Source organism: Actinopolyspora lacussalsi subsp. righensis, from assembly GCF_900116555.1.
GTDB lineage: Bacteria > Actinomycetota > Actinomycetes > Mycobacteriales > Pseudonocardiaceae > Actinopolyspora > Actinopolyspora lacussalsi.
The window spans coordinates 74,909-91,925 of the sequence record NZ_FPAT01000013.1; the positions used below are offsets into that span (position 1 = coordinate 74,909).

Below are 17,017 nucleotides of genomic sequence, written 5' to 3' on the forward strand. Positions count from 1 at the left end.
AGTGTCCTCCCCTGCGTGAAACCGCGGAGCCGGGAGTAGCCGGATCCGCCGGTCTGGTTCGAAGAATCGCGCCGTCGGTGAACGCGCGGTCGGTGAACGCGCCGTCGGCGATCGGCCCACGGGACCGGCCACCCGCGGCGGGCCGACCCCGCCCGCTACTCCAGGCCGAGGGCGATGTCGTGCTCGACGTGCTCGTCCCGCACGCTGAGGTTGTTCGCGGTCGGCGCGTAACCGGTGGCGATCACGGTGTAGTCGCCGTGCGAGAGGTCGGTGAACCGGTACTCCCCGTCCGGACCGGTGACCGTGGCCGCGACCACGCCGCCCGAGGCGTCCAGCAGGGTCACCTGAGCCTCCGGCACGGCGTGCCCGAGCCGGGCCGAGCGGATCACGCCGCGCACCTCGGCACCCGACTCCAGCGACACGTCCAGCGTGGCGCGCTGCCCCTCGGACAGCGCCACCTCGGTACTGGTGGGCTGGTATCCCTCGGCGGTGACGGTCAGGGCGTAGGAACCGCCGACCAGATCGTTGAACTCGTAGCCGCCCCCACCGCCCGTGCGCGCGGCGGCCACCACGGAGCCGCGCACGTCGGTGAGCACCACCGTGGCGTCCGGCACCGGTACCGGACCACTGTGGACCATGCCGGACAGTCCACCACCGCCGGAGAGCTCGACGTCGTGGCGCACCGTGCGCCCGGATACCGCGACCATGGCCGCCGCGGGTTGATAGTCGTCGGCCGCGGCGATCAGCACATAGGTGCCGCCACCGGCGGGGTTCACCCGATAGTTTCCCTGGTCATCCGAGTGGGTGCGATCGACCTGATTTCCCACCGAGTCGGTGAGCGTGAGCACCACCCCCGACAGGGGGACCCCACCCGGACCTCGGACCACGCCGTACACGGTGGGAGCACCGTCGTCCGGGTAGAGCGAACCGGCCAGACTGGCGCCGTTCGCGCCGTGCACGTTCGCTCCGAACCCGTTGTTCGACAATGCGGCTGACCTGCCACCCGTCGAGTTCTCCCCAAGGTTTTCCACAGACCTTTCCACAGAGTTGTCCACAGGGTCGACCGATGTGTTCACAGGGCGCTCCACTGCCTCCGATATGTGGCCTTCGCGGGTGATCGGCTGCGCCGAACTCGGTGAACCGGCCACCGATCCGTCACCACCACTCGACGAGTTATCCACAGATTTGCTCAAGTTCTCCACAGCCCGGTGCTTGCCGCCCTCCGCCGGTTGGTCGTGCTTCTCGACGGTGGTGCGCAGCGGCACCTCGCGAATGAACAGCACGGCGAGCAGCGTCACCACCGAGACGCAGGCGGTGATCAGGAACAGGTCCCCGATGGCCCTGCCGTAGGAGTCGTGCAGGATCGCCTCGATCGGGGCGGGCAGACTGTTGATGTCCAGCGAGACGCTGCCGTTCCCGCCGCTCAGCGAGGGGGCCGGTCCGGGCAGTTCCGCCATCCCCTCCCGGGCGTACTCGCTGACCCTGCTGCCCAGCACGGCGCCGAGCACCGAGACCCCGGCGGACCCGCCGAGGGTGCGGAAGAAGGTCACCACCGAGGTGACCGAGCCCATGTCCTTGATATCGACGCTGTTCTGCACCGCGAGCACGAGGTTCTGCATCAGGGCGCCGACCCCGATTCCCATGAGGGCGAGGTAGACGTCCACGAGCGGCAGCGGCGTGTCCGAGTCGATCGTGCTCAGCAGTCCCATCCCCAGGGTCAGCACCAGACCGCCCCCGATCAGGAACGGTTTGATCTTGCCGGTGACCCGGGAGATGATCTGTCCGGTCACCGTCGAGGAGACGAACAGGCCGAGCACCATCGGCAGCGTCATCAGTCCTGCCTCGGTGGGGGTGTAGCCGCGCCCGAGCTGGAAGTACTGCGCGAGGAAGACCGCACCGCCGAACATGGCCGTGCCGACGGCGACCATGGCGACGATCGCCAGCGAGACCGTGGGATTGCGGAACATTCCCAGCGGCACTATCGGCTCGCGAACCCTGGTCTCCACGAACACCGCGAGTATCACGGCGAGCACACCGCCCGCCACGAACCCGAACGTGGCCCAGGAAAGCCAGTCGAACTGCTTGCCCGCCAACGACACCCACGCCAGCAGCAGGCTCACTCCGCCGACGAGGAACAGCGCGCCGAACCAGTCGATGGAGACATCGCGCTTGATCACCGGCAACCGCAGGACTCGTCCCAGCACCAGGAACGCGATCACCGCGATCGGCGCTGTCACCCAGAAACACCAGCGCCACCCGAGCGGCGAATCCACGATGAGTCCACCGACCAACGGTCCACTGGTGGTGGCCACGGCGAAGGTGGCACCGATGTAGCCGGTGTAGCGACCGCGGTCGCGCGGCGCGACCATCGCGGCGAGCACCACCTGGATCAACGCCTGCATCCCGCCCATACCGATGCCCTGGATGGCGCGGAAACCGATGAGCATCCCCATCGACTGCGAGAAACCGCCGAGCACCGAACCGATCGTGAAGATGGTGATCGAGAGCTGGTACAGCAGTTTCTTGCTGAACAGGTCCGAGAGCTTGCCCCAGATCGGGGTGGTGGCCGTGGAGGTCAGCAGCATGGCCGTGACCACCCAGGTGTACTGGCCCTGCGTACCGTTGAGCTCCGCGGTGATCCTGGGCAGCGCGTTGGACACGATCGTGGAGCTCAGGATCGCCACCAGCAGGGCCAGCAGCAGCCCGGTCAGTGCCTTGAGCACCTGGCGGTGCGTCATCGGGCCGCCGAGTCCTCCCTGGTCACCGGCGCCGGTGGACGAGGTGTCCCGCGCTGGGGCCCGGCCGTCGGCGGCATCGCCGGACGAAGCGAGCCCCGACCCGGCTCCCGCGACGTTCGAGGTGCTCATCGATTTCCTTCCTCGGCCGTGCCTTCCGGGGTCGCGAGGTCTTCCGGGGTCGCGAGCAGCTGTCTGGAAGCGCTCAGCAAGTCGTCCGAAAGGGCGCGGAGCAGTTCGTCCAGTTCGGCGAGCCGACTCTCGTCCCAGTCGTCGAGCACCGCCTCGCTGAGCCAGCGCGCCTTCTGCCGCTCGCGCTCCTCGAGTGCGGCCCGCCCCCGCTCGGTGGCTCGCAGCAACGAGACCCTGCGGTCGGTCGGATCGGGTCTGCGCTCGATCAGCCCCTCCTGTTCGAGCTGAGCGAGCTGTCTGCTCACCACTGAGGTGTCCACGACCCGGTGGTGCGCCAGATCGGAGGCCCTCGACTCGCCACCGTGGACCAGCTCGGACAACAGACCGGTCCCCGACGTGCTCAGTTCGTTGCCGTGCTGCGCCCGCTGCAGCGCGAGCTGCCTCATCCCCAGCAACTTGCGGAGCGGTTCCAGCAACCGCTCGCAGGATTCGAAGTGCGATCCCATCGGGCATTCCTTTGGTTGGTACAACCAACCATAAGGATCCTTAGTTTCAGTAAGCAACTTGATTGACGGGGTGGAGAGGGAGGTCACACTCGAAGTGCGCGACCGAACCGCGGCAGTCCTCGGAAGGGACGGTCGAACGACCATCCGATACGGTGAGGCGAGGAAGCTGGGTCAGTACATCGCGTTGAGCTTGCCGAGCAGTCTCGCGAACTGGTGCAGATCGTCGTTGGACCACTGCACGAAGTCCTCCCGCAGATGGCGGGAACGACGCTGCCGCGCCCCGTCCAGTCGTTGCCTGCCGGACTCGGAGAGCTGGATCAGCCTGGCCCTGCCGTCCTGGGGGTCGGGGGCGCGGCGCAGCAGATCCAACCGCTCCAGGTTGGCTATCTGCCTGCTGACGGTGGACTTGTCCAGACCGATGCGCTCGGCCATCTCGATGGCGCGCATGGAACCAGCGTCGGCGACCATGAGCAACAGGCTGTAGGAGGCGGGGTCGAGCTCGGGGTGGACCTCGGCGGCCACCTCCAACGACATCTTGCGGGCACGGCGGAACATCATGGCGAGTTCACGCTCGACCTCGGCAGCCGCCTGTTCGCGCTCGGCACCGGCCGAACCCCACGACTCGGAGGCCACCTCGCCTGCCCCGTCCGGAATGTCCTCGGTCACGAGCTCGCCCTCCCATCGCCGACATCCCCAGTGTGACGGTGTCGTACCACGCGCGGGCAGGCGGTCCTTCGACCGGAATCGCACCCTCTTACATTTCGCGAGAAATCGACGCCCAGCGTTTACGCCCAGCGTTGACACCCAGCGCGACGGCGCGGTCCCGGCGATGTCAATTTCTCGCGAAATCGCCGCGCCACCGGCGCCGCCGGGCGAACCGAGCCGACATCTGGCTCAGTCGTGCTGGGGCTGCGTTTCGTGCCAGGGGCGCGCCGTTCCCTTCGCCGCGAAGTAGTCCCCGCCCTTGCGCTTGACGTCGTCGGTCCCCCACGAGCGTTCCCGCGACACGGGGGCCATTCGCGGGATGTGCTTGCGGCAGTGGATGTAGGCCTCCTCGACCTGCACGACCACCCAACGTTCCGGTTTGCGGCCGCGTTCGAAATCCGAGCGGAGCCCGGGGTGGATGGCTCTGAGGTCGGAATCCTCCAGGATCCTGGCCTTGCCGTTGACGTGCAGCCCGATCAACTCGTCGACGAAATCGATCAGCAGGATACCGACGTGCGGGTTCTCGCTGATGTTTCCCAGACTCGCCATGACTCCGTTGCCCCGGTACTCGGGATAGGCCACGTGGCGATCCCCCAGCACCTCGATGAATCCCTTGGGGCCTGCCCGGAGGCTGGAGTCGCACTCGCCGTGTCCGTCCGCGGTGGCGATGAAGGCCATGCTCATCGAGACGATGAACTCCTTCATCCGCTCGTTGAGGTGATCGAGCACCTGGTCGTTGTAGAACTTGTGGGCACGGCGCTCGGTCTCGTAGGCGCTCTGCAGCAGGTGCTCACCCGCCGAGCCGGGCATGGCGCTCCGCTCGTTCGGCGCGAAGGGATCCTCCGGCCGCCGCGATTCGGCCGTGGAGTCCGAAGTGGACTGAAAGGGGCGAACGGGACGCAGTCGGGGCCGCGTCGGACCGTCGTCGTAGCGGCTCTGCCCACCGGAGGACGACTCGGTGTGCGTCCGATCGGAGACGCTCGGTGACGAATCCGCGAGTTCGAGCTCCAACAGATCCGCCGTCGCCATGCCGGTGGGACGGCGGGATTCGGGGGAAGGTAACCAGTCCGCGATCACGCGCCTCACCGTGTCACGCCGCGATATGGATGCAAGTGGGTCAAAACGGATTGAACACGAGTGTGTGAGCTCTCATGACGATGAGTATTAAACAACCACTCGAAGGTGGCATCAAGGGTCACACAAGCCCAAAAAGGGGTTAGAGTTTCGGACAGTCGGGGGACATGTATACGGATACCAGGTATACGGACACCGTGCCGGACCGACACGGCCGCCTATGTGGAGAGAATCGCCCGAACCATGACAGCCAACGCCGCTTTACACCCCGAGCGCCCCGGCGGTTCAGCTGATCGCGAGCGCCCGACCGACGTGAACGACACGGTTCGGCTGATCCGGGACAGCTGGGCCGTGGTGGAACCGCAAGCCGAGGACGTGTCGCGGTTCTTCTACAGCATGCTGTTCAGTCTGGCTCCCGCCACCCGGGAACTGTTCCCGGTGAACATGGAAGTGCAGCGGAGCAGGCTGCTGCGTGCGCTGGTGCACGTGGTGCAGATGGTGGACCGGCCGGACGAGCTCACCCCGTTCCTGCAGCAGCTCGGCAGGGACCATCGCAAGTTCGGCGTGGTCGCCGAGCACTACGAGGCGGTCGGGACCGCGCTGCTGGCAGCGATCAAGAAGTACGCGGGCGACGCCTGGAACGATGCCGTGGAACGGGCGTGGGGCGAGGCCTACGCGGTGATGGCCACGACCATGACCGACGCGGCATCCAAGGACGACGGTCCCGCCTGGTACAACGGCGAGGTCGTACAGCACGAACGGCTGAGCTGGGACGTCGCCATGGTGCGCATCAGACCGGAACATCCCGTGCCGTATCAGCCGGGCCAGTACGTCAGCGTCGAGGTGCCGCAGCGCCCCAGGCTGTGGCGCTACCTGTCACCGGCCAACCCACCCTCCGATGACGGCACGATGGAGTTCCACGTACGTGCCGTGCCGACGGGTTGGGTGAGCCGCGCCATCGTGGGACACGCCCAGCTCGGCGACCAGTGGCGCATGGGCTCACCGATGGGCAGGCTCGGCGTGGATCGTGACTCCGAGCGCGACGTGGTTATGCTCGCGGGCGGCACCGGGCTGGCGCCGATGCGGTCGATCATCCAGGACCTGGCGCAGTACGGCAACAACCCCGAGGTTCACCTGTTCTACGGGGGAAGAACCCGGGACGACCTGTACGAGCTGCGCAACCTGCGGCAGGTCGCCATGAGCAACCCGTGGCTGAAGGTGATCCCGGTGCTGGAGAACGATCCCTCCGCCCAGGGAGCCGAGCACGGCACGCTGGCGGAGGCCGTGACCCGCTACGGCGCGTGGCAGGATCACGACGTGCTGGTCAGCGGCTCGCCGGAAATGATCCGGAACACGGTCTCCGGCATGATGGTGGCGGGCACCCCGCTGGAACGGATCCACTACGATCCGTTCACTCTGGACTGAGTGCTCGCGGGATTCCCAGGACGCGGCGGCGGATGATCCACCGACCCGTTGTCGGGGGTCGGTGCGAGAGTGCGCGCATGTCCGGAATCGAACGACAACGCGAGCGCGTCCGACACACCCTGACCGAACACGTGGGCACCACCGAGGCCGAACGCATCACGGCCCAGGCCGCCACCTCCGTCGCACTCAGCACCGACAGCGAAGCGGGAGCACCACTGGGGGTCTCCCGCTTCGGCGGCGACGCACTACTACCACCGGACACGACGTGGCCGGAACACGAATCGAGAGCACTCGAACTGCTCGCCGTGCTCGACCTCACCACCATCGCACCACTCAACCCCGAACTACCACTGCCGCGGCACGGGGCACTCAACCTGTTCTACGTCGAGAACCTGCTGTCCAGCGACTCGGTGGCGGCGGGCGAATACGAGAGCTGTCGGGTCGTACTCGCCGACCCGGAAACGGCGGTGCGGAGCACTCCTCCCAGGAGCGTGCAGCGTCATCGTGAACGGGCGCTGTACGGAAAAACCGTCCTCACCATTCCCGATCCGTTCGAGGACGAGCGGGATGGCGGTGAAGTGAGCGAGAAGTACGTGGACGCGTACGAGGAGATACACGGCATGGACAACCAGCAGGATCACTTGATCGGCGGTTGGCCGAACCTGGTGCAGGGGTCCGTGTTCTCCCCTTCCGGCGAGGACCTCCTGCTGGCCCAGCTGGATACCGACGACCGGATGGACTGGTGTTGGGGGGACATGGGCAGCCTGTACTTCACCATCGGCGAGCAGGATCTGAAAGCGGGCGAGTTCAGCCGTGCCGAGGTGTTCATGCAGTGCTCCTGACGGCCTCGCGGCTCGGTGAGCTTACCGAGGCGAGCCGCGAAACCGTCAGCCGCGAGGTCCTCGACGGTCAGCGCCTGCGCCGCTCCGGCTTCCAGACCACCAGCGCCGTCTCCTGCCGCACCGGCACCAGGTCGCGCCGGTAGGAGGCGTGCACCCGCGCGGCCGCCTGCTCGGCGGCCGCGTAGGCAGCGGCGACCTCCTCGGAGAGTTCCTTGATCTTGTCGCGCAGTGCGTCGACCTGATTCTCCAACTCGATGATGCGCTTGATGCCCGCGAGGTTCACGCCCTCCTCCTGGGAGAGCCGCTGCACCTCGCGGAGCACCGCGATGTCGCGCGCGGAGTAACGCCGACCACCCGCGGGGGTCCGGCCCGGCGAAACCAGGCCGAGCCGGTCGTAGCTGCGCAGCGTCTGGGCGTGCAGCCCGGACAGCTCCGCTGCCACGGATATCACGAAAACCGGGGTGTCCTCGGACGCACCTGGCGGGAATCCGGCCATACCGCCGGATTCCGCTGGAGACTCACGCGCGGTCATTCCGCCCTCCGGACCAGCTCGTTCAGCTCGGCTCTGGGGTCGTGCTGCTCCGTCGCCTCCGCGTAGGACCGCAACGCCTCGGCGGCCTTGCCGTCCAACTTGTTCGGAACGGCTACCTGCAACGTCACCAGCAGATCCCCGCTGCTGCCGTCCTTCCTGCCGATGCCCTTGCCGCGCACCCGGAGGGTACGGCCGCTGTTGGTGCCCGCGGGCACCTTCACGGACACCTTGCTCTCCAGGGTCGGCACGGTCAACGTAGCGCCCAACGCCAGTTCGGGGAAGGTCACCGGCACGGTGATCGTGAGATCGTGCCCCGACCTGCCGAACACCTGGTGCGAATTGACGTGCACGACGACGTAGAGGTCGCCCGAGTTGCCACCGTTGCGGCCGGGCTCACCCTGATGCGCCAACCGGATTCGCTGCCCGTCGGAGACGCCCTGCGGGATCCGCACGGTCAGCGTCCTGGTCCTGGTGCTGACGCCCTCGCCGCGGCACTCCTGGCAGGGGTTGTCGACGACCCTGCCACGACCGCGGCAGTCCGGGCACGGCTCGCTGAACGCGAACGCGCCCTGGTTGCGGGTGACCGCCCCCTGCCCCGAGCAGGTCGAGCACTTCCGGGGGCTGGTGCCCGGCCGGGCACCGGAGCCGTGGCAGGTGGAGCACGTGGTGGGACTGGAAAGGCGCAACGGGACGGTCGCGCCCTTCACCGCCTCGGTGAAGTCGATGCGGACCTCGGTCTCCACATCGGACCCTCTGCTCGCTCTGCTGGCCGTGCCGGCACCACCTCTGCGGTTGCCGAACAGCCCACCGAACAGATCGCCGATCCCGCCACCGGCCTGGCCACCGGGGCCACCGAACAGGTCACCGACGTCGAAGCCGGGGCCACCAGCACCACCGGGCTGGCCACCGAAGCCGCCGCCGAAACCGCCGAAGCCACCCTGGCCGCCGCCTCCGGAGGCGAACAGCCTGCGGGCCTCGTCGTACTGTTTGCGTTTCTCCGGATCGGAGAGCACGCCGTAGGCCTCGGAGACGGCCTTGAACTTGTTCTCGGCCTTGGTGTCCCCCGGGTTGGCGTCGGGATGGTTCTCCCTGGCCAGCTTCCGGTACGCCTTCTTGATGTCGTCGGCCGAAGCGTCGGAGGAGACGCCCAGTTCGGCGTAGAAATCCTTGTCCAGCCATTCCCTGGCACTCACCGGACGCCCCTCCTTCCGTCTCGATCCGTTGACGTGCGCCACGACGGTTCACCGGAAAGCGGTGAACCTCCTCGCGAGAACGCGGGTGCGAGCCCGTAACGGTTACTGAACACGGCGGTTCCTAAGCAGTCTCGTGAATCAGCCTTGTTCGGATGTCTCGCCCTGCGATTCCGGCTCGGCACCGTTCCCGTCGGGCTCGTAGTCGGTGACTCCGACCATCGCCGGACGCAGCACCCGCTCACCGAAGCGGTAACCACGGCGCAGCACCGTCGTCACCGTGGGCCCGGAGACCTCGGCGGAGGTCTCGTGCTGGACCGCCTCGTGCACGCTCGGGTCGAACTCGTCGCCCTCCTGGCCGAAGCCCTCCAGTCCGGCGTCGGCCAGCGCGGCGTTGAGCTTGTCCGCGACGGCCTTGAACGGGCCGGTGAGATCGCCGTGCGACTCGGCGCGCTCGAGATCGTCCAGCACGGTGAGCAGTGACTCCGCCACGGACGCCTTCGCGTTGTTGATCACCGAGTCCCGGTCGCGCTCGACGCGCTTGCGGTAGTTGGCGTACTCGGCCTGCACACGCTTGACGTCCGCGGTGAGTTCCTCCACCTGCCGACGCAGCTCGGTCTCCGCGTCCGAAGTGGGTGCCTCGGCCTCCGCCGCGGTTTCCACCGCGTCGGCCTCGGCCGCCACCTTGGCCAGCTCGTCGTCCAACGATCCGGACATGCTGTCGGTCACCTCACCGGCATCCGACTGGCTGTCGTCCGAGGACCGGAGATCGCCCGTTTCCGGGTCGATCCTGCGCCGGTCCCGCACCACGACGGGCTCCTGCTCGCCTTCGTCCTGTGCGCCGGAGGCCTGCTGCGGCCCCCGGTCCTGTTCTGGCTTGTTCGGAGTCACTTCTTCTTCTCGTCCTCGTCGTCGACGACCTCGGCGTCCACCACGTCCTCAGCGCTGGAGGACTCGGAGGAGCCCGCGGCCTGCCCGGTCTCGTCACCGGCGGCACCGGCGGCGGCGCTCGCGTCGCCCTCGCTGTAGAGGGCCTGACCCAGCGACTGCGACTCGGTGGCCAGCTTCTCCACCGCCGACTTGATGGCGTCGGAGTCCTCGCCCTTCAGCGCCTCGTTGACCTCGTCGATGGCGCCGCGGACCTTCTGCTTGGTCTCGTCGGGCAGCTTCTCGTCGTTGTCCGAGAGGACCTTCTCGGTCTGGTGGACCATCGACTCCGCCTGGTTGCGGGTCTCGGCCTCCTCGCGCTTCTTCTTGTCCTCCTCGGCGTGGGCCTCGGCGTCCTTGACCATCTGGTCGATGTCGTCCTTCGGCAGCGCGGAGCCGCCGGTGATGGTCATCGACTGTTCCTTGCCGGTGCCCTGGTCCTTGGCGTTGACGTGCACGATGCCGTTGGCGTCGATGTCGAAGGTGACCTCGATCTGCGGCACGCCACGCGGCGCGGGCGGCAGGCCGGTCAGCTCGAACATGCCGAGCTTCTTGTTCTCCGCGGCCATCTCGCGCTCGCCCTGGAAGACCTGGATCTGCACCGAGGGCTGGTTGTCATCGGCGGTGGTGAAGGTCTCCGAGCGCTTCGTCGGGATGGTGGTGTTGCGCTCGATCAGCTTGGTCATGATGCCGCCCTTGGTCTCGATGCCCAGGGACAGCGGGGTGACGTCGAGCAGCAGCACGTCCTTGACGTCGCCACGCAGCACACCGGCCTGCAGCCCGGCGCCGACCGCGACGACCTCGTCCGGGTTGACGCCCTTGTTCGGCTCCTGGCCGCCGGTCAGCTCCTTGACCAGGTTGGTGACGGCGGGCATGCGGGTGGAACCGCCCACCAGCACCACGTGGTCGATGTCGCCGACCTTGATGCCTGCGTCACGCAGCACGGACTCGAACGGCTTGCGCGTGCGCTCCAGCAGGTCCGAGGTGATCCGCTCGAACTCGGCCCTGGTCAGGGTCTCGTCGAGGAAGAGCGGGTTCTTGTCCGCGTCGACGGTGATGTAGGGCAGGTTGATGTTGCTCTGCGCGGAGCTGGACAGCTCGATCTTGGCCTTCTCGGCGGCTTCCTTGATCCGCTGCAGCGCCATCTTGTCCTTGGTCAGGTCGATGCCGTTGGCGCTCTTGAACTTCTCGACCAGCCACTCGACGATGCGCTCGTCCCAGTCGTCACCGCCGAGGTGGTTGTCACCACTGGTGGCGCGGACCTCGACCACGCCCTCGCCGATCTCGAGCAGGGACACGTCGAAGGTGCCGCCGCCGAGGTCGAAGACCAGGATGCGCTGTTCCTTCTCGCCCTTGTCCAGACCGTAGGCCAGCGCGGCCGCGGTCGGCTCGTTGACGATGCGGAGCACGTCCAGTCCGGCGATCTGGCCCGCTTCCTTGGTGGCCTGCCGCTGGGCGTCCTCGAAGTACGCCGGAACGGTGATGACCGCCTCGGTGACGTCCTCGCCGAGGTAGGACTCGGCGTCCCGCTTGAGCTTCATCAGCACACGCGCGCTGATCTCCTGCGGGGTGTACTCCTTGTCATCGATGGTGGTCTTCCAGTCGGTGCCCATGTGACGCTTGACCGACCGGATGGTGCGGTCGACGTTGGTCACCGCCTGGTTCTTGGCGGGCTGCCCCGTGAGCACCTCGCCGTTCTTCGCGAACGCGACGACCGAAGGCGTCGTGCGCGCACCCTCGGAGTTGGCGATGACCGTGGACTCACCGCCCTCCAGGACGGAAACGACGGAGTTTGTCGTCCCGAGGTCGATACCGACCGCTCGCCCCATTGAAGTCTCCTCCAGCGTATTGGTTCTCTGCTTAGGACTTATAACTCCTGAGCCCTACTGACTCAAGTAGTACTCGAACCGAATCCGATCCGTCAAACCAGCTTTGAGTCGTAGCGGCTCAAGGTTCCTGCCCGAGCAACGCGTGACCAGCCACGAGTGTTCCCGAGAACCCCGTCGTGACGGGTGTGATTCGTGTCGCCGGGGCGGCTCTCGCGGCGGCCCCCGCAGCCGGGGCGGCAGGAACACCGGGCGCTATCCCGTTTCCGACGAATCGACGAGCCGACGCCGGACGACCCGACGAGCCGGGAGGCTGTTCCGCGAACGGCACCGACGGGCACTCGCCTGCCCGGGGGTCTGCCCCAGGGGGTCACCTGCCCGCGGGGCTGACGGGACCGGACCGGCCACGTCCGGGGGATGCCCAGCTACCCGAGCGGGCAATCACTCCCCCGGGAGCACGCGGACGGTCCCCGAGGACACGCGGGTGCCCCGGGAACAACGGGCGCCCCCGGGAGGAAACAGCCCCTCCGGCAGGGAGCGGGTGGAGTTACGACGAGTCGGCTCGCTCAGGAGCTCTCGACCTCGATGGAGCCGCTGCCGGTGGAAAGCCGCAGCGAGCGTTCGGCGTCGGCGTCCCGGGCGACCTCGATGTCGGTGGAGCCACTGCCGGTGTCGGCACGGACGCTGTAGCTGTTCGCGGGAACGGTGAGTTCGATGCCGCCGGAACCGGTGTCGGCACGCACCGAACGCGGATCGGACAGCTCCAGCGAGATCCCGCCCGAGCTGGTCCGCGTCGTGACGTCGGCGGAGTCGATGCCCTCCCCCTCTATTTGTCCACTGCCGGTCGATACGTTGACGGGGCCGCCGATGTCGGTGAGTTCGATACCGCCGGAACCGGTCTCGGCACGCACCTCCCCGTCGATGCCGCGCAGCTCCAGCGCCCCCGAGCCCACCCGCACGTCGGTCGAGGACATCCCGGTGACCTCCAGCGAACCGGAACCGAGTCCGCCGGTCACCGGAACGCGTCGGGGCAGCGTCACCTCGTACTCGACGTCGCAGCCCCAGCCGCAATCGGTCTCGAGCACGAGCCTGCCGTCGTCGACCCGGTAATTCGTCTCGGAGTTCCGCCCCCAGCCGCCCCACCAGCCGTCGCGTTCCTCGCGGACCCTCGGTTCGGCACCGGCCTCGTAGTTGATCTTCACCGCGCCCGGGCCCGAACGCAGCTCCACGGCCGACACACCGGAGGGCGAGCCGGTCCGGGTGTCCGAGGGACCTCCCCAGGAGAGCACGGCTCCACCCAGCAGAACCAGTACGGCGCCACCCACCGCGAGTCCCGTGCGCATCGTCATCACTCCGATCTCGGGGGCTTGGATCTCAGGGGCTTGCCCGGTCACCCGACGAGGTCAAATTACCGCCGACCGCGGCGGCAGGGTATCGGTGATTTACCCGGAACGGCCCCGGAGACTCCGAAAGTGCGAATCCGGGGCACCCACCCGTCGGAGTCCGGAGCGGTTCCGGAACCCGACGGACAGCCTCGACGGACAGCCCTGACGGACAGCCCTGACGGACAGCGGAGCCCGTGGGGCGGGATGCGCCGGAACCCCGTCGGGGAGGCAACCATTAGAATCGTTCCCGGAGGCCATACGCCGTATTGAGGATGCCTGATGTTGCGCGTCGCCGTCCCGAACAAGGGATCGCTGCACGGTCCGACCACCCAGCTACTCGAGGAGGCGGGCTACCGGCTTCATCGCGAGCATCGCGCCCTGTTCGCCGAGGACAGGGGCAACAACGTGCGATTCATCTTCTGGCGGGCCAGCGACATCGCGCGCAACGTGGGCGCCGGGGTGCTCGACGTCGGTATCACCGGGCAGGACCTGCTGGCGGGCGCGGGCACGGCGGAGAGCACCACCGAACTGCTGCGGCTCGGATTCGGCAGCTCCCGGTTCTACTTCGCGGTCGCCAACGACGGTCCGATCACCTCGGTTCCCGAGTTGGACGGCAAACGGGTGGCAACCTCGTTCCCGAAACTCGCCGAGCAGGCGGCGGCGCGGCACGGCATCCGCATCGAGCCGGTCGAACTGGACGGGGCCGTGGAGACCGCCGTGGAACTCGGGCTGGCCGACGCGATCGCCGACGTGGTCGAGACGGGCTCCTCGCTGCGCGCGGCGGGGCTGACAACCCTCGGCGAACCGATCCTGCGCTCGCAGGCGGTGCTGGTTCGCGGCGCGGGCGCCTCCCTGGGTGAGGAGCGCGAGCACGCCGTCGAGGTGCTGGGGCAACGGCTGCGAGGAGTGCTCGACGCCCGTTCCTACGTGGTGATGGACTACAACTGTCCGGATTCGGCACTGGAGACGGCGACGGCGATCACGCCGGGCAAGGAGTCGCCCACCATCTCCAGCCTCACCGAACCCGGCTGGGTAGCGGTACGGGCGATGGTGCCCAGAGCGGACGTGCAGGACGTGATGGACAAGCTCGCCGAGGTGGGGGCCACCGAGATCCTGGTGACACGGCTGGAGGCCTGCAGGCTCTGACCTGACTCGTCGAGTCGGATGGGGTTCGCGGTGCTGAATCCCATCCGGCTCCGCTTCGGGGACAGGGACGTGAGTAGATGGTCGCGCGTTCTTCTCCCGCGATGCGTTCGACTCGCGGCACCAGGAGCACTCGGATCGTTCGGCCCGAACGACCTGGTCAAACACGCTCGTCAGGGTCGTCGAGCTCAGAAATCTCCGACGCGGCGGACAACCGCTTGCCGAACGTTCCGGACAGGGGCGTACCAGTGCGGCCCCGACCCCGATGTTCAGCAGGGTTCCCACCGAGGCAGATTTTTGTTGACAGATACATTGATGTGCATACAATTTAAATGCAAGTTCATGGTCCGCCGGGAAACGAGGAGCCGACGATGGCCACGATGGATGTCTACTTCGACTACGTATGCCCGTTCTGCCTACTGGCCAAGGAGGACATCACCACTGTCGCCGCCGAGTACGGCGTCGACATCGAATGGCACCCGTTCGAACTTCGCCCCTACCCTGCCGAGACGCTCCGGCCGGAAGACGACTACCTGCCCGCGATCTGGCAGCGTGCGGTCTACCCGATGGCCCGACGCGAGGGTGTGGAGATCACACTGCCCTCGATCTCGCCGCAGCCCTACAGTCACACCGCGTTCGAGGGATACCAGTACGCCCGCGAACACGGGCTCGGGCAGGACTACAACGACCGGGTGCTGCGTGCCTTCTTCCAACGGGATCTCGATATCGGACGTATCGACGTCCTGACCGAGCTCGCCGCGGAACTCGGGTTGGACAGCACGGAATTCGGTCGGGCTCTCACCGACCGGCGCTACGCCGAAACCCACCGGAAGGCGCTGGAGCACGCCCGCGACGAAGTGGGAATCACCGCTGTCCCGACCGTGATCATCGGCGAGCACCGGATCAACGGCGTACCCGACAAGGAGCGGTTGCGCACGGCCCTGTCCAGCACGCTCAGTGCCACTTCCTGACCCCACGTCCCCACGCGGACCAGAACGCCGACAGCAACGGCCATCCGTCTCACGTAACGAAAAGAGGAATCGTCATGGCATGGGTTTATCTCGCGATCGCCACGGTCTTCGAAATCGCCTTCGCGTTGTGTGCCAACGCCTCACAGGGATTCACCCGCCTGGGATATTCCATTCTCACTCTCGTCATCGGCGCGGGAGGAACCTTCTTCCTGAGCATGGCGCTGATCAGCATCGACGTCGGGGTCGGCTACGCCATCTGGACCGGTCTGGGCTCGGTCGGGATCGTGCTGCTCGGCACCGTGTTGTTCAAGGAACGCCTGGACTGGCGCAAACTCCTGGGCATCGCCACCGTCATCGTCGGTGTGGTGGGCCTGGAACTCAGCGGATCCGCCTGACGAGATTTCAGAACCGACCGACAATCCACGAACGAGTAATGGGACGTGAGAAAATGACCGCGACAACAACGCATTCCGAAACCACCCCGGCCGCCACGTCATCCGGTAGTGCCCGACCCTGGATCGTCCTGCTGATCGCCGGGCTCTTCGAGATCGGCTACGCCGTGAGCACCGGCGGCAGCCAGGGATTCACCAAGTTGAACTGGTCGATCTCCGCGGGCGTGTTCTTCCTGCTGACCGTCTTCACACTCACGCTGGCGCTCAAAAGCATCGACGTCGGTATCGGTTACGCGATCTGGGCGGGTATCGGCTCCTCCGGGGCAACGGTGGTCAGTGCCTTCCTGTTCGACCAAGCACTGACACCGACGCGGATCCTGTGGCTCGCCGTGATCATCGCGGGCGTCGTCGGGCTCAAGCTGGCTTCCAGCCCCAAGCTCGCCGAAACCTCCGAACCCGCCCCCGCGTGACCTCCAGCGCACCACACCGACGAGGAGGGCACCATGCCCACCACAACGCTGGATGCCGACCAGCTCACCGACTACGTCCACCAAGCCGTCGAGCTGTCCCTGGCCAACGTGCACGACGGCGGAGTGCCGTTCGCGGCGCTGGTCGTCGACCCCGAACACGGCATCGTCGGCTCCGGAGTCAACCGGGTCATGGCCGATCGCGACCCCTTGGCCCACGCCGAGGTCGTGGCACTACGCGACGCGTGCGGCTCCCGGAACCGCTTCCGGCCGGCCGGATGCGTGCTCATCGCCTCCGGCGAACCCTGCGCCCTGTGCTACACCAGCGCCCTGTACTCCAACATCACCCACGTGGTCTCCGCCGTCGATCGCCACGAAGCGGCCCGGAACGGCTTCAACTACCTCGATTCCTACGACCTGTTCGCGAAACCGCCGGAGAAGTGGCAGGGGTTGTCGACCCGACACTGGTCCGTCGACAACGCCCTGACTCCCTTCACCGCTTGGCGCGAGCTACACATGGGGGACCAAGCCCCGGAACGACGGTGGAAATGATCCCGTATGAGCAAACCACGGCTCCGAAAGACATGCCCGTTCACGCGACACGCCGCAACCCTCGGCGAGGCGGGCGGCGAAACGAATCCGGGTAATTGTTCACCGTTGTTGGATAACTGGTTGTATGTACATATCATGTACTATTAACGGTGATGGGTGCTTGTCCGGAACATGACAAGTGCCGCCGGGAGCCGGGAGGTGAACAGCACCTCC

At 67.1% G+C, this 17,017-nt stretch carries 16 protein-coding genes; 7 read left to right on the forward strand and 9 right to left on the reverse strand.

The window, feature by feature from the left end:
• Positions 1-155 precede the first annotated feature (155 nt).
• The 4 genes from BM394_RS19585 to BM394_RS19600 form a co-directional block, all read right to left on the reverse strand.
• Positions 156-2,867 (reverse strand): MFS transporter, encoded by a 2,712-nt coding sequence (locus tag BM394_RS19585; protein WP_092980660.1) that lies wholly within the window; start codon positions 2,865-2,867, stop codon positions 156-158.
• On the reverse strand, positions 2,864-3,373 hold the full coding sequence (locus BM394_RS19590; RefSeq protein ID WP_092980662.1) for a MarR family winged helix-turn-helix transcriptional regulator: 510 nt from the start codon (positions 3,371-3,373) through the stop codon (positions 2,864-2,866). Before BM394_RS19590 ends, BM394_RS19585 begins: the two co-directional genes overlap by 4 nt.
• 171 nt (positions 3,374-3,544) lie before the next feature.
• Positions 3,545-4,039 (reverse strand): MarR family winged helix-turn-helix transcriptional regulator, encoded by a 495-nt coding sequence (locus tag BM394_RS19595; protein ID WP_245780320.1) that lies wholly within the window; start codon positions 4,037-4,039, stop codon positions 3,545-3,547.
• Positions 4,040-4,267: 228 nt separating this feature from the next.
• Positions 4,268-5,155, reverse strand: coding sequence for a pyridoxamine 5'-phosphate oxidase family protein (locus tag BM394_RS19600; RefSeq protein WP_245780321.1), 888 nt, complete (start codon positions 5,153-5,155; stop codon positions 4,268-4,270).
• A 240-nt stretch (positions 5,156-5,395) separates the two neighbouring features.
• Here BM394_RS19600 and BM394_RS19605 point away from each other — a divergent pair, with 240 nt between their 5' ends.
• Entirely contained in the window at positions 5,396-6,577 is a 1,182-nt protein-coding gene (locus BM394_RS19605; protein WP_092980666.1) for a globin domain-containing protein, read from the forward strand.
• Between the two features lie 77 nt (positions 6,578-6,654).
• On the forward strand, positions 6,655-7,419 hold the full coding sequence (locus BM394_RS19610) for a YwqG family protein (RefSeq protein ID WP_175530183.1): 765 nt from the start codon (positions 6,655-6,657) through the stop codon (positions 7,417-7,419).
• Positions 7,420-7,486: 67 nt separating this feature from the next.
• On the opposite strand, the gene BM394_RS19615 is transcribed toward BM394_RS19610, so the two are convergent.
• From BM394_RS19615 to BM394_RS19635, 5 genes are all read right to left on the reverse strand, one after another.
• Positions 7,487-7,951 (reverse strand): heat shock protein transcriptional repressor HspR, encoded by a 465-nt coding sequence (locus tag BM394_RS19615; protein WP_092929651.1) that lies wholly within the window; start codon positions 7,949-7,951, stop codon positions 7,487-7,489.
• Positions 7,948-9,144, reverse strand: coding sequence for a molecular chaperone DnaJ (dnaJ, locus tag BM394_RS19620; protein WP_092929733.1), 1,197 nt, complete (start codon positions 9,142-9,144; stop codon positions 7,948-7,950). The genes BM394_RS19615 and dnaJ overlap by 4 nt, the downstream gene beginning before the upstream one ends.
• Positions 9,145-9,282: 138 nt before the next feature.
• Positions 9,283-9,948: a nucleotide exchange factor GrpE gene (gene grpE, locus BM394_RS19625; protein WP_092980836.1), complete on the reverse strand. Its 666-nt coding sequence runs from the start codon at positions 9,946-9,948 to the stop codon at positions 9,283-9,285.
• Between the two features lie 80 nt (positions 9,949-10,028).
• Positions 10,029-11,897, reverse strand: coding sequence for a molecular chaperone DnaK (gene dnaK / locus BM394_RS19630; protein WP_092980670.1), 1,869 nt, complete (start codon positions 11,895-11,897; stop codon positions 10,029-10,031).
• A gap of 563 nt (positions 11,898-12,460) precedes the next feature.
• Complete coding sequence (locus BM394_RS19635; protein ID WP_217643604.1) at positions 12,461-13,288, reverse strand: DUF4097 family beta strand repeat-containing protein; 828 nt, start codon at positions 13,286-13,288, stop codon at positions 12,461-12,463.
• A 270-nt stretch (positions 13,289-13,558) separates the two neighbouring features.
• Between BM394_RS19635 and hisG the strand changes: the two genes are divergently transcribed.
• The 5 genes from hisG (at position 13,559) to BM394_RS19660 (ending at position 16,804) form a co-directional block, all read left to right on the forward strand.
• Complete coding sequence (hisG, locus tag BM394_RS19640) at positions 13,559-14,425, forward strand: ATP phosphoribosyltransferase (protein WP_092980672.1); 867 nt, start codon at positions 13,559-13,561, stop codon at positions 14,423-14,425.
• Positions 14,426-14,793: 368 nt separating this feature from the next.
• Positions 14,794-15,393 carry a DsbA family oxidoreductase gene (locus BM394_RS19645; protein WP_092980674.1) on the forward strand — a complete coding sequence of 200 codons (600 nt, stop codon included), beginning with the start codon at positions 14,794-14,796 and terminating at the stop codon, positions 15,391-15,393.
• Positions 15,394-15,467: 74 nt separating this feature from the next.
• On the forward strand, positions 15,468-15,788 hold the full coding sequence (locus BM394_RS19650; RefSeq protein ID WP_092980676.1) for a DMT family transporter: 321 nt from the start codon (positions 15,468-15,470) through the stop codon (positions 15,786-15,788).
• A gap of 53 nt (positions 15,789-15,841) precedes the next feature.
• Positions 15,842-16,255 (forward strand): DMT family transporter, encoded by a 414-nt coding sequence (locus BM394_RS19655; protein ID WP_092980840.1) that lies wholly within the window; start codon positions 15,842-15,844, stop codon positions 16,253-16,255.
• Between the two features lie 33 nt (positions 16,256-16,288).
• A complete protein-coding gene (locus BM394_RS19660) occupies positions 16,289-16,804 on the forward strand; it encodes a nucleoside deaminase (RefSeq protein WP_092980678.1) in 516 nt (171 codons plus the stop codon).
• Positions 16,805-17,017: the final 213 nt, after the last annotated feature.

Excerpts from the sequence above, each read along its gene's own strand:
- BM394_RS19585 (WP_092980660.1), bottom strand. The coding sequence starts at position 2,867 with ATGAGCACCTCGAACGTCGCGGGAGCCGGGTCGGGGCTCGCTTCGTCC.
- BM394_RS19590 (WP_092980662.1), bottom strand. The coding sequence starts at position 3,373 with ATGGGATCGCACTTCGAATCCTGCGAGCGGTTGCTGGAACCGCTCCGC.
- BM394_RS19605 (WP_092980666.1), top strand. The coding sequence starts at position 5,396 with ATGACAGCCAACGCCGCTTTACACCCCGAGCGCCCCGGCGGTTCAGCT.
- BM394_RS19610 (WP_175530183.1), top strand. The coding sequence starts at position 6,655 with ATGTCCGGAATCGAACGACAACGCGAGCGCGTCCGACACACCCTGACC.
- BM394_RS19615 (WP_092929651.1), bottom strand. The coding sequence starts at position 7,951 with ATGACCGCGCGTGAGTCTCCAGCGGAATCCGGCGGTATGGCCGGATTC.
- dnaK (WP_092980670.1), bottom strand. The coding sequence starts at position 11,897 with ATGGGGCGAGCGGTCGGTATCGACCTCGGGACGACAAACTCCGTCGTT.
- hisG (WP_092980672.1), top strand. The coding sequence starts at position 13,559 with ATGTTGCGCGTCGCCGTCCCGAACAAGGGATCGCTGCACGGTCCGACC.
- BM394_RS19645 (WP_092980674.1), top strand. The coding sequence starts at position 14,794 with ATGGCCACGATGGATGTCTACTTCGACTACGTATGCCCGTTCTGCCTA.
- BM394_RS19650 (WP_092980676.1), top strand. The coding sequence starts at position 15,468 with ATGGCATGGGTTTATCTCGCGATCGCCACGGTCTTCGAAATCGCCTTC.
- BM394_RS19655 (WP_092980840.1), top strand. The coding sequence starts at position 15,842 with ATGACCGCGACAACAACGCATTCCGAAACCACCCCGGCCGCCACGTCA.
- BM394_RS19660 (WP_092980678.1), top strand. The coding sequence starts at position 16,289 with ATGCCCACCACAACGCTGGATGCCGACCAGCTCACCGACTACGTCCAC.